Annotated in this window: 10 protein-coding genes; 2 read left to right on the top strand and 8 right to left on the bottom strand. The window is 47.4% G+C overall.

What is annotated here, in order from left to right:
• Window positions 1-67: 67 nt before the first annotated feature.
• From FCL45_RS21335 to FCL45_RS21315, 5 genes are all read right to left on the bottom strand, one after another.
• Complete coding sequence (locus tag FCL45_RS21335; RefSeq protein WP_136797043.1) at window positions 68-1,192, bottom strand: Acg family FMN-binding oxidoreductase; 1,125 nt, start codon at window positions 1,190-1,192, stop codon at window positions 68-70.
• Between the two features lie 63 nt (window positions 1,193-1,255).
• Window positions 1,256-1,882 carry a DUF3313 domain-containing protein gene (locus FCL45_RS21330; RefSeq protein ID WP_167495744.1) on the bottom strand — a complete coding sequence of 209 codons (627 nt, stop codon included), beginning with the start codon at window positions 1,880-1,882 and terminating at the stop codon, window positions 1,256-1,258.
• 150 nt (window positions 1,883-2,032) lie between these two features.
• Window positions 2,033-2,665, bottom strand: coding sequence for a TetR/AcrR family transcriptional regulator (locus FCL45_RS21325; protein ID WP_136797041.1), 633 nt, complete (start codon window positions 2,663-2,665; stop codon window positions 2,033-2,035).
• Between the two features lie 903 nt (window positions 2,666-3,568).
• Window positions 3,569-4,780, bottom strand: coding sequence for a nickel pincer cofactor biosynthesis protein LarC (larC, locus tag FCL45_RS21320; protein ID WP_136797040.1), 1,212 nt, complete (start codon window positions 4,778-4,780; stop codon window positions 3,569-3,571).
• An 85-nt stretch (window positions 4,781-4,865) separates the two neighbouring features.
• Window positions 4,866-6,059 (bottom strand): aldo/keto reductase, encoded by a 1,194-nt coding sequence (locus FCL45_RS21315; protein WP_136797039.1) that lies wholly within the window; start codon window positions 6,057-6,059, stop codon window positions 4,866-4,868.
• A 734-nt stretch (window positions 6,060-6,793) separates the two neighbouring features.
• Here FCL45_RS21315 and FCL45_RS21310 point away from each other — a divergent pair.
• Window positions 6,794-7,471, top strand: a complete 678-nt coding sequence (locus FCL45_RS21310) for a hypothetical protein (protein ID WP_136797038.1) — start codon at window positions 6,794-6,796, stop codon at window positions 7,469-7,471.
• A 67-nt stretch (window positions 7,472-7,538) separates the two neighbouring features.
• On the opposite strand, the gene FCL45_RS21305 is transcribed toward FCL45_RS21310, so the two are convergent.
• Window positions 7,539-8,570, bottom strand: coding sequence for a DUF2860 family protein (locus FCL45_RS21305; RefSeq protein ID WP_136797037.1), 1,032 nt, complete (start codon window positions 8,568-8,570; stop codon window positions 7,539-7,541).
• Window positions 8,571-9,197: 627 nt separating this feature from the next.
• Window positions 9,198-9,428, bottom strand: coding sequence for a hypothetical protein (locus tag FCL45_RS21300; protein ID WP_167495743.1), 231 nt, complete (start codon window positions 9,426-9,428; stop codon window positions 9,198-9,200).
• Window positions 9,429-10,308: 880 nt separating this feature from the next.
• Here FCL45_RS21300 and FCL45_RS21295 point away from each other — a divergent pair.
• Entirely contained in the window at window positions 10,309-11,436 is a 1,128-nt protein-coding gene (locus tag FCL45_RS21295; protein WP_136797035.1) for a DegV family protein, read from the top strand.
• Window positions 11,437-11,734: 298 nt separating this feature from the next.
• Here the strand turns inward: FCL45_RS21295 and htpX are convergent, their stop codons facing one another.
• Window positions 11,735-12,595 (bottom strand): protease HtpX, encoded by an 861-nt coding sequence (htpX, locus tag FCL45_RS21290; protein WP_136797034.1) that lies wholly within the window; start codon window positions 12,593-12,595, stop codon window positions 11,735-11,737.
• Window positions 12,596-12,604 lie beyond the last annotated feature (9 nt).

Genomic DNA, 12,604 nt, shown 5'->3' with positions numbered 1-12,604 from the left:
AATTAACCCGATGACCAGACCGCACCGACATCCTGTCTCTATGAAACTTCTTGCTGTAAATCATCCTCTATGAATAGACGAACCAGTCTGCCGGCCTGCGCAGACGGACAGAGGTTGGATATCTGTCAATATAACCGACCCGCAACACGAATTGTGGAATACTCGAGTCACCCCTGAGTATTCCATCAAGAGATGGCGCGCCCTCTTCCTCAAGGATCTGGCTCATGGGATGAATGGCTATCCCGAGTTCACAGGCCGCCAGTGCAAGTCGTTGAAAACGCCTGCCGCAGGTAAGCAGATCGGCAACAGCCTGGCTCCGGTTGGTCAAGAGGAGCCAGCCGCCACCTTCCCTAGCCTGGGCAGCGGTGGCATCGACACCCTTCTGACGCATTTTATCTGAGAGAAAATCGGCTGGGGACATAAAAGTACTCACATACCACTCTGCAATACCTCCCAGCCCCATGCTTTGTGTTGTGATACCGTCCCGGTGACGCATTATCTCATTCTTGTTCAAACGCAGCCAACGAACAAATTCCTCCTGCGCATCATCCCTGCGTGCCTGCAGACGAAAGGCTTCCACGACGGAATCCTCAAGATAAGTGGATTGCTTAGAGCCACGAGCGACATAAATGGTTTGTCCTTCAGTCGTGGCTGTGAGGCGGGCAAGGTCGGATGGACTGATAACGCGAGGGCTTAGTCCCTTCCTGACGGTTCGTCTTCTTTCCAGAAGCTGAAGATTATAATCGGCAGCGGGTCCTTCCTCAAAAAATACCCGTGCAATTTCCCGGTCCATGCTGTCACTGCCGAGTATCTCGATCTCGGCATGCAGGCCAAGCGTGGCGGCAGCTATGGAGAGGTTTTCGAGAAAAGCTCCAAGAGAAAGTAACAGTTCGCGGTTATTGGAATCAACGTAAGGCAGGCGTCGAGTCGGGTCTGCCTCAATGATCCATTTGTGGTGCTGGCAGAGCCGAACCCGCCAGGGTTGGCAGTTGTGACCACTGGGGGCAAGACTGGCATGGTGGAGGATCGTCTGACTGGCCATGTCAAGGGGTTGGCACTCGATCTGCCCTTGCTGTACAGGGGCGGGTGAGCCATTTCGACCCAAAAATGAATAGCTGCTACCAAGGGAGCAGCCACCCAGAATGACTCCAGCAAAAAGCAATTCGGTAAGAAACTTTCGGCGAGTTTTCATGTCAATTCCTATTCAAATCATGTTGGATTGCAGGCAAGAATACCGTGTTTAGCTGGGGTTTTATCAGGGATTGTCGACGAGGGCTCTTTTCAGTTCGCTCGCCCAATCCTCCATTGCATTTTCAGCATGCCCATATTGGCTGAAGGAAGCAACGACCTGCAAAGGGGTCCCTGATTTGGTTTCAACCATTGCCGCGAGAAGATCGCCAGTCAGGGAGTCAAGAAACTCTACTTCAATGGATATTCCACCCATATCCAATGGCATGAAAACTGCCGCGGTCGTTACCAGATTGAGCAACGGATTCGCTCGGTCCACCCTGGTGATGGCAGGTTTGATTCTGAGCACATCCGGCCCGGGTTCCGTAACAACCGAGAATTCAGGAGTAAGCTTCTCAGTCACGATCTCGCGAAACCGCCTCTCCAGTTCGATGACTTCTGTGCGGTCATGGGCGGAGCGACCACTAGCGGCATCACCCGCGACTACGACCGGATCAATTATAACTTTCTTATAGGAATGCCAGTCAAAACCAGGTCGCTCCCACCAAAGTTTCTCCTTGTTTCCCTGGCATGGAAGCAATTCTGTCTGACTGGGAAGAAAATTGGTTCTGCCTGCCGGTTTTGCACACCCTTGAAGTGAGATCAATCCAAAAATAACAACAGCAGAAACAGCAAACATTTGGGCCCTTTTCATTTTCTTTTCCTCTCTTTTCATGACAACCTCGACTTTATGTTAGTCACCGATTGGTGACATTTTGAACAAAAAAAAGGAATGCTCAAGTTCTCGGTCAGGATCTTCAGTCCATGGCGTAAATCTTCCTCGTGCGAAATCCGCTATACCGGTTTATTGCAGAAGCTTTCGGACGACCTGCTCAATACCTCCCTCAATCCTGGCCCAACCCTCATCACTTCTTAAATCGATACCGTTGTACCATTGAATATGCCGAGACCGGCATATGAGAAAGCTAAGTCCGCCTCCGATGATCGACATTATGGCTACCAGATCGATATTATCGTTTTCTTTACTTAAAAATTGCTCGAAAAATCTCAGCATTTGCAATTCGCGCGCCTTCTCAAGCTCTTCAGTTAGCTTATTTCGCTCAACCATTTCCCAGGCCATTATTTCCTGGGTCAAAGGTCTGGCTCTTATACCTCGTATAAAATTTCGCCCTAGGTTGATAAGTTTTTCCTCAAGCGGCAAGAATTGATATGCAGCAATATCGCCTCCGGCCAGTTCCTCAATGCTTGGCCAGAAATCACCCTCCTGCGCGAATGCCTTGGTAAGCCCTTCAAGATCATTAAAATATCGATAGATAAGAACTTTATCCACATTCGCCTGACGAGCCACAGCATTTACTCCTAAAGCTCCAAAACCTTTCTCTGCCAGAATCTCACCAACCGCTTTGATAAGCTGCCCCCGGGTTGCTTCCCTGTTTCTTACCGGCGGATCGGCCAGGCTATTGCTCTTTTTTGCCATAATACCCTCCAATGTCACTATGTGGTGACATTCTCTTATCACCGTGAAGTGACATTGTCAACTGTTTCTTTTCGAGGTAGTTTTCACAGCGATAAAATTATTGTTTCTGACAACCTCAGGCAGGAATAATGCTTTGAGACTAAGAAATTTATCTGGGTGCTATATAGCTAACGATGAGCGACAAGTGTTGTTTGTGGAAGATTGGAAATGCAGGGACAAGAAGGTAACGGAAACGATTAAACTGCCTCCAAAGATAAGTTGCATGTTGAGATTGCCCGATCGAAGATGCAATCTTTTCATCATCCATTGTAGTGAATAGATCTACTGTTCTCATTGCAGATGTTTCCGAATACAATTTGTTGGTTTCCTTGTTCTTTGCGAGAGACAGTGTGCATTTTAGCAAAAAGTCGTAACCGACTACACCGCATTGTCGAGCATCATCTTGACCCACTGGGTTCTGATTTTTGCATATCATGTGTAAAACAGGAAGAGATCTGATTCAAAGGTCGTGGAATTACAGAAACAGGCGACACATTTATCAGGGCAAAATGGTTGGAAGATTTTGCTGGCTGGCATGGTGTCCGATCTTGGAGGCATACGTTTCCCCGCGCCTTTTGCCAGCTCTTACAGCCAAAACTGAACACCGCCTTGCAGCGTCTTCTTGAATCCATACCCTGATTGGCTTGATGGGATAATTCAGATGGATATAACTTCATAATCTACCAGTGTCTGTTAGCAATGTTATGGGTACGAGGGGGGGGGGCTTTCGGGTGGGCATCGGAGCAATGGAGTACTTTCGTGGTTGCGCAGGTCTGACGGCAAATGCGGATGGGAGGCAGGCAGGGATTGGTCCAAACTGATCGGTCGAATACGATCACGATCAGTTTGGGTTTGCTATCGGGCTTACTTGACCGATTTGCCTATCTGGGCGTACACTTCGGCCAGTGTGAGATTGTTGTCGCTGGCGATTCTCTTGCAATCTTCTAACTCGGGTTTGGTATTGATGACCTGACCGTCCAGGATGCCTTTTTTCATCTGCACAGTTCCCCAGGGGGTGTCGACCTGTTCGAAGCGGATTTCCAGAGCAGTCTTATCAAGAGGGTAACTCTTTATCCCTAAGGTGGTGGTGTTTTCGAAGATCAGCCGCTTGAAATTCTCTTCGTCTTCTTCAGAGCAGAGCAGTGAGAGGCTGGTGGCAGGCCTGCTTTTCTTCATGATGATAGGGGTGAAGTGTACATCCATCGCCCCGGCCTCCATAAGTATTTCCATTGTCACCCCGAGCATTTCACCAGTCATGTCATCGATATTACATTGCAGCAGCCGGGCCTTGCTGGTGGGGAGCTTGCCCTGTGGAGCTATGGTGTCAACTTCGGCGATATGAACCCGGAGCACATTGGGTAATGTGGTTTGCCGATGGCCGATACCATAGGCGGTATCGGTGACAGTCATTTCAACCGTCGCAATGAACTGGTCGACCAATTCCGCCAGGATTGCGGCACCGGTCGGAGTCGTGCTCTCATGTTCACCCGCGCCACGGGTGGTGGGCAGGCCGGTAAGTATCTCCATGGTGGCTGGGGCCGGTACCGGAATCAAACCGTGAGCGCACTGTACAAATCCTCCACCCAGCTCAATGGGGCTACTCCATACACCATCTATTTCCAGGGCGTGGATACAGATTGCTGCCCCTACGATGTCGACAATGGAGTCTGTGGCGCCGACCTCATGAAAGTGAACCTCATCAAGAGGTTTATCGTGAACTTTGGCTTCTGCCCGGGCAACCCTGTTGAAAATCGCCAGAGATGTCTCTTTTATCCGTTCATCAAGAGTACTGTTATTTATGATTGCCTCAATGTCAGCGAGGTTACGGTGACGGTGATGACCATGGTGGTGGTCTCCATCGGTGTGATGGTGGTGATGTTTCAGCAGTACATCCACCCGGGTCCCTGAGATGCCGTTTCTCATGTCTGAACCGACCTGTAACTCGAATTCATCATCAAGGCCGAGTTTTGTGAGTTCGGCTGCCAGAAATGCTGGCTCAACACCGAGACCTACCATCGCGGCCAGGTTCATATCGCCGCTTATACCAGCGAAGCAATCATAATAGAGGATTTTCATAATAAGGTGTTTCTTTTTGGAGAGTTGCACATCAGGCGTAATACATGCCTGATGTGCAAACTGCTGAAGTTTGGTTGGTAAGGTACTATTTTTGGGGCTTGAGCACGCCTTTGGCCATATCTTCCATGTTGTCACTTTCCAACTCATCGACAACCTGTTTCAGAACTTCTGGAATGTTAATATGCTGGGGGCATTTTTCCAGACATTCACCGCACTCCACACACTGTGATGCATAGCCGGGATTGGTGCCCATGGTGTCGCTGAGAAGTACCGCGTACTGGTATTTGGCAGTCATCTCATCTTTGAACATGTGGAGATGATTGAGTTTTTCAAAGCAGAGCGGGATGCGAACCCCGACAGGGCAGGGTACACAGTAGCCACAGCCGGTGCAGGGGACTGCCATGAGATCCCCGTATTTGGCAGCGGCTTTTTCTATCAATGCCAGTTCTTCTTTGGTGAGTGTATGAGCTGCGGCTTCTGAGGCGATGGCCAGATTCTGTTTGATATGTGCCTCTTCATTCATGCCGGATAACACCACGGTAACTTCTGGAGCATCCCATACCCAGCGAAGTGCCCATTCAACCGGACTGCGCTTTATAGTCGCTGTATCCCAGATTTTCTGAACTTCAGGCGGGGCGACTGGCAGGCTGATGTTGCCGCCACGTAATGGCTCCATAATTATTACGCCGAGTCCTTTTTCAGCGGCGTATTTCAGACCACGGGTTCCGGCCTGATTCTGGGTATCGAGAAAATTGTACTGTATCTGGCAAAATACCCAGGGGTACGCATCGACAATGCGGATAAAGTCATCACCAACCCCGTGGAAGGAAAAACCAGCATTGCCGATACGTCCATCGGCAACAGCTGTATCGAGGAAGTCGATAATGCCGACTTCGACCATGTGGTCCCAGGAGTTGCCGTCAAGGGCGTGGACCAGATAATAGTCGATATGATCGATATCGAGTTTTTTCAACTGCTCATCAAGCAAGCGGTCCATGTCCTCGCGCTTTTCCACCAGCCAGCGTGGCAGCTTGGTCGCGATTTTCACCTTCTCCCGGTAGCCGTCCTTGATGGCCTTGCCAACAATGGTTTCGCTCTGGCCGCCAAGATACGGGTAGGCTGTGTCTATATAGTTGACGCCATTATCAATGGCAGAGCGGATCTGGGCGATGGCACGCGGCTCATCAACCGAGCCGTCTTCGAGGAGTTGGAGTCTCATCGCTCCGAAGCCAAGGGCAGAGAGTTTGTCACCGTTTTGGGGCATTGTTCTGTAAAGCATTGTGTTCTCCTTTGAATAGATCTGTTGTTGATATATCGTAGGTGATAGAAATTTTACCTGATATTCAAGGTGCTATTCGTATGTTTCGCCAGTCTGGCATGCTTCTTTTGCTGGCATTTATAAGACTCGTCATTCATGGGGCTAACTGTTGCCCGTTGTGTTGTCGATAGGCTTTGGGCCTGGGTCCGACGTTCTTCCTGAAGCTCCGAAAGAAATGGTGCGACTCTTTAATTCCACGTTGGTACGCAATACCTGCAACCGGGTTTTCTAATTGGAGTAGCAACGCCTGGACCTCGTCGATCAGGTAAAAGGGAAGATGCTTTGCTGTGTTGCATGGGCATGAAGCAGTACTTTTTTTAACTTTGACAATTTATCGACTTTAAAAGTATCAGATTTTACATCCAAGCTGTTGAAAAAACTATTAGAAGTTCATTTGTTGAATATTTACTCCAAGTCCCTTGTAAAAGGTAATTTTGTATCCTTTACCATGGTGTTTGTTTGGAATGTCTTGTGGAATACGTTGCTGACAGGATACCACCAGAAGCTTAAAGATGGGAAGTCGATCACCTTTTTCTGATTGAATACTATTGCCATGAGGTCTAATTGCAGTGATTATTGTCATAATAGCAAGCTAAACTCTACTCACCTGCTTAAGAGGAGCTTCGCGCTCCAAGTGCTGGTCTGGTCATGATGGTTTACTGAAAAACGCGGTTTACATTGATTGGGGGTGAAGCATGGCACATGTAATTGCAGAGTATCTGAGTGTTCGCGATAAGATGCAGCCTGGAGATATTATTGCCTTCTCCGGAAAAGGGAATTTTTCTGAAATCATCAAGTGGGTGACACGGTCGGAAGTATCGCACATAGGTATTGTTTTCGAATCAAAGGTTCTCATGCACAACGAAGCTCAACGTGGCAAGATAGTCGATATTTTCGAATCCACAACGTTGTATGAAGACCCTGTAACCGACAAGAAAGTTCGGGGTGTACAGAAAAACAGAATGAGTGTCCGTCTCAAGTATTACGAAGGTGACATGTGGTGGTTGCCACTCAGTGAGAAAATTCGCGAACGACTTGATACCAAGAAACTTATTGATTTTCTCCTGCACCAGGAGCAGAAAGAATACGATATGCCTCAAGCTGTAAAATCAGCATTGGATGTTCTTGATTCAACCCCGATAATAGGAAATGTTACCCACAACAGAGAGGATTTTGCTGCATTCTTCTGTTCTGAACTTGCAACGGCCGCCCTGGAATACGCAGGGGCGATCGGTAACATCAATTGCTCTGAAGTCACTCCCATTGATCTGTGTCGGTTCGACCTGTTTGGAACGGAGTATTATCAATTGAAAGGGGTGCAGAAAGAAATCAGCGGATATTGCAGTCTTAATCCGGAAGGCTATGGGGTATAAGGGGGGGGGCATAGCACATAGAAAAACAGGCTGTACAGCTCATTGGCAGCCATACAGCCAGTTTTCTTTAGAATTGAAACATGACTCCTGCTGTGGCGAGGATAACCTCTGTTTCATAAAAGTCTATATTGCTCTCCACAAGAAAATAGGAGAGGTTGCAAAACAGACTGAAATCCTGATTGCCGAAAGGTGTAAGGCCAAACGGCTGCCGATAATAAAATTGGCCGGAGATCCCGTAGCGGTCATCATCCTGGCTTTTGCTGAAGACAGGGTTCGTTTCGTCGTAATCTGCAAAACCTATCAGGCCATTGATAACCGCTGTAAAAGGGTCGTCCTTGAAGATGTATGTAAGCTGAAAATCAGTCCCCCAGTGAGTTATGGCATCACCATCTCTGTCACTGTAGAAAAATGATATGGTAGGAACAAACAAATTTTTACCGTCGTACCTGTAGCGGTAACTGAGGTCAAACACGTGCCTGAGTCCGTCACGTTGTAAAAGAGATCTTTCCTGAGGAGTAAGATCGAGAGAATCGCCGCTTCTCTCATCATCTATATCGATATTTCTTAATGAGTAGCGAACTTCAAAGTTTGAATCCAGAAAGCTGTCGTAAGCGATTCGTGCCCCATATGAAGTGCGGTCTGTTTCCCGACGGGGAGATCCGGTGAGGAAGGGGTCTTCATATACCTCAGTCGGAAATCCTGTAAAGAGAATACCAACTGAGACCAGACTCTTGTCTGCAAACTCTTTCTTTACCGCCAACTGCTGTGAAAAATCCAGGCGGGCCACATCTTCGATGTTTGATCCTAGTACAATCTGAGTACGTTGTGGTGCAAATGTCCAACCAAGTTCAAAGTTGAAAACCCCTATTCCTGTAGTTTCTGAATCTGGTGTTTCGTCCAGATTGAATATGGTGTCTGTGCCAACATCCATTAATGAATTTCCTGCGATGGTGTTGTTTGAGTAGTTCATTACCCCACCACCTAACCGTACAAAACCGCTAAGTCCCGACTCATCAGGAATTGGCTCAACCCCTTGCGCATTATAGGTGAAAGAAAGCAGGGTGAGTGCCAACCACAAGGAAAAACATTTGTGTGTCATCTTTTCTCTCCTCAGGGTGTTGGTAGAAAATATATTCAGAAATTATTGCTTTTGGTTACCACCAATCCTTCGCTCAAAAATATGTAAGGGGTACCAGAAAGGGTTGAGGGGGACACCCCGTCTGTGCCGGTTGTCATTCAAACATCTTGCGTCGTGAGTTGTTGAGCCTTAGCAGCCAACGTAGAGTCCCTCTGCCCCGGTTATCTCACGCCTTTTTCCTGACCGTTACCCGCTGGGTTTCGGAAGGGAAATAAAATCACTCAATAATCATAACTTTAAGATGGAGCAGCATCAAGCTGTTTAATTTTAGAATTCAAAGCAAGTTTCGGAAAATCTGGTCTGTAATGGTCGAAGAAGATCTCTCATGATAGAGGGGGTAAATGCGCACCAGACGGTGTGAAAATAGATACCCAAAAGATCAGATAACACGTATGTGGGTAAGAGTGTAAAAAAGGATAAAGGTAAAAAGGTAAAAAGGTAAAAAGGTATAATGGTATGAGCGTATTGGTGGCGATACGTATAAACGTAAGGAGTATGTTGTCAGCCTTTCTGAAGTTACTATCTATAAGCACAGATATGTAATCGAAATCTGTTCGAAATTGACGTTCAATACCTCTTTGGAAAACATTATGCAATGATGGAGGGGGGCATGTCCACCAGCAAAAGTAAGTTAGAATGAACCGTTGGATTATTTTCACCTATCTTTGCTGTTGCATATGTTGAAAGCCAGCCAATGGTTACAGGGTATTGAAGATCATCTGGATATGATTTCGGCAGGGGAGAGTGAACACCATTTCGATGTTTAGATAGGCCAGGTGGTAACGAGCGGCTGATGCTAAATGATAATGACTTTTGCATAATGGCTGATCCTAGGCAGGTGACAGAAGTTTCGATAGCAATTAGATAGAGAGCTTTTGTCTGGATACGCTTCAGAACCATTTTATATCGGGATGTGCATGGTACTTACCGATATTTCATAATGCTTAAATACATAAATACCAAAAAAAGCAAAGGCGTATAGGCGTGGGTACATATATACGTTTTAACGCATAAACAAGCAGGGCTTGGCTGTAATGTAGTATATATAGGCAATTGGCGTGCGTTGAAAGGTGGCCAGCTGATAGTGCTTTATGGAAAGGGCGGGGAAGAGGGAATTGCTTTACACTGGCTCTTTATCACTTCATCAATTTCGACAACCCACGCCCAGATGAACATGCTCAATATGCAGGCGAGGATGAGCCAGAGTATTATGCGGGCACCTTTGGGGCTACTAAAAAGAAGGGCTGAGCGAAGGTCATTAATAGTCGGGCGTCCTGGCTGGAACTTTTTGGAGCCGATATGCCGAAATATTCAGTGCTGGGCTGAGGCTGTGTCGGTTCATGCTGCTTCGGCTTCTCTGTGGACGTGAGCAAGGTGCCCGAACCAATGATCCTGATGAAGTTGTGCAGTGGCTGCGGCATACTCATCGAACCTGATTTCTGGTTTGCGGGCGATCACATGATCATCAAATCTGCAATTTTATGAAGTGTCAGGAAATTGTTACCAGATATATCAATGAAATATTTGAATTAAATCAAAAATCTTGTAAGCTGTTCTTAACGTAAACTGGAACTAGGTGCGGGTTTTTATGTTGTGGTTTGTGTCAGGTTGGTGCGAACCAACTCTTTCGAAGTTTCAACTGTTCGATGGAATATCCCTGTCTGGGATGTAAAGCTGTTTCGCTGAAAGGAGTCAAAAAATGGGTCGAATTTTCAGTGTTGTTGCAGGATCGTCGGTGGAGATGGGAGAAGTTGTTCAGGGGATGAACGATGAAAGAGTCAGGCAATTACTCGATTTTATAGGTGCAGGACGAACGGAAGCGGAAGTAGTAAGCAGTGGCCTGGCCTCATCTGATGAGATCCAGAAGTTATTGGATGGACTGGTAGCAGAAAAAATAATCAGAGCAGAGCTCATGGGTGACAGAAAAGCTCCGATCCTGCTGATAACTGATAGTGGTGCTGATTTGCCGGTCGATCTTATCCGGGAAAAAAATATTGTAATGGTACCAATGTCGGTGATTATTAATGGCAAGAAGTACCTTGATCGGTTCGATATAACTCCTGAGCAATTTTATGGTCAACTGAGAACAGTGAACGTTTTCCCTTCGACCACACCACCGTCAATTGAGGATTTCCACCGTCTTTTCAGCAGTCATATCGCTGAATATGATATCCTCGGGATTTTTATGTCCAAAAAAATGAGCAGCACTTTTGAGATGGCACGACAGGCGGTGGTGAATAACTACAATCTGTACCTGAAGCAGAGAAAGGGGAATACGAATCTCGATAAACAGTTCCGTATCGAACTGGTGGACAGCAAAAACGTCTCAATTGGGAGCGGGCTTTTGGTTCTGGAGGCGGCTGAGGGAATACGGCTTGGCAAGCCGATCGATGTTGTGAAGGAGCGAATAGAGTTGCTGGCTGACAAAGTCCGGGCATTTTTCATGGTGGACAGCCTTGATTATCTTGCACGTGGTGGAAGGATTGGTCATGGTTCTGCAAAGCTTGGCTCCTTTTTCGGCTTTAAACCGATATTGGGCATGGAAGATGGCGTTGTGAGCGCAAAAACAAAAAGCTTCGGCGGCAACAGAGCGAAACGAAAGCTGGTTGATTACATGACCCAAGAGCTTGCCGGAGTCAGAGGCAGGGTTCGCATAGGAGTAAGTGGGGCAGATACTGATAAGGAACTTATTGCCTTGCGCGACATGATTTTGAAGACCTTTCCTGACCTTGACATCCTTAAAACTTCATTCGGGCCGACAGTGGGTAGTCATATCGGGCCGGGGGCTATGGGGATCGCCTGGCTGCCTGTTGGAGAATGGGAATAGCGCGCAGTTCTCATGTATGCCGGGTAAAAGTTACAATTGTATCGATTGATGACCAATTCAGTTAATGAGCCTGGGTTGGGATAGAGTTAAACGGCTCATCAGGGCTCATTCAGGAAGCATCAACCTACGTAGAAATGCTATAGGAGAAGGCTGGCCCGCCAGAGGTTTGTGTTATCAGTTTTACTGACGGGCCAGGGTAGGCAGCCGCCTCCGAAGAGGCGACTGGAGGGGTATGTTGGCTATCGTGTTTTGGCTTTAAAGAAAGGGGATCTGTGGGGGACCCCACAGAAGGGTAGGATTAGAGCTTCTGCAATGCCGCAATGCGGTCATCGAGATTCGGATGGCTCCGTAAAAGGCTTGCAATTCCACCCTCACGAGGCCTGATGCCGAACGCGGCAACCTGCTCAGGAAGGTTCGAAGGTAACTGGTGGGTCTGCAGCCTTTGCAGTGCAGCAATCATTTTCTCTTTGCTGGTAAGATATGCAGCACCTTTATCAGCGACGAATTCACGTCTTCTTGAGAACCACATGGAGATCATGGAAGCAAAGAGTCCGAAAACGAGTTCTAAGACGATGGTTACAGCAATATAACCGAAGAAGCCGAGGCCTCCTCCTTCCTCATCGCTCATGAAAGTGTTGATTGCATTGGCAATCATACGTGAGATGAAGATAACAAAGGTGTTGAGTACACCCTGGATCAATGCCATTGTCACCATGTCACCGCAGGCGACGTGAGTTATCTCATGGGCGAGTACTGCTTCGACCTCATCGCGTGACATATTGGAGAGAAGCCCGGTGGAAACGGCAACCAGGGCATCATTCTTTTTCATACCAGTGGCAAAAGCATTCATGTCTGGAGAATCGTAAATTGCCACTTCCGGCATATTGATCTCAGCTTCCTTAGCCATTCTGGCTACGGTATCATAAAGCCACTTCTCGGTAGGGTTCTGTGGGTTGGTTATAACCTGGGCGCCGGTGGATTTTTTGGCAATCCATTTGGACATGGCGAGTGAGATAAAGGAACCACCCATACCAAACATCAGGGCCATTACCAGCAAACCGGAAGTGCTGCGGCTGTCCAGCCCAAAGATGGTCATTACAATTCCCAGGAGAACGAGAATTGCGAGGTTAGTGGCTAAAAATAGACCGATACGTAACATAAGTGCCTC

This window comes from Desulfosediminicola ganghwensis, from assembly GCF_005116675.2.
GTDB classification, from domain to species: Bacteria; Desulfobacterota; Desulfobulbia; order Desulfobulbales; family Desulfocapsaceae; genus Desulfopila; species Desulfopila ganghwensis.
Note: the sequence above shows the minus strand (reverse complement) of the source record. Positions and strands in the feature narration are given on the sequence as shown.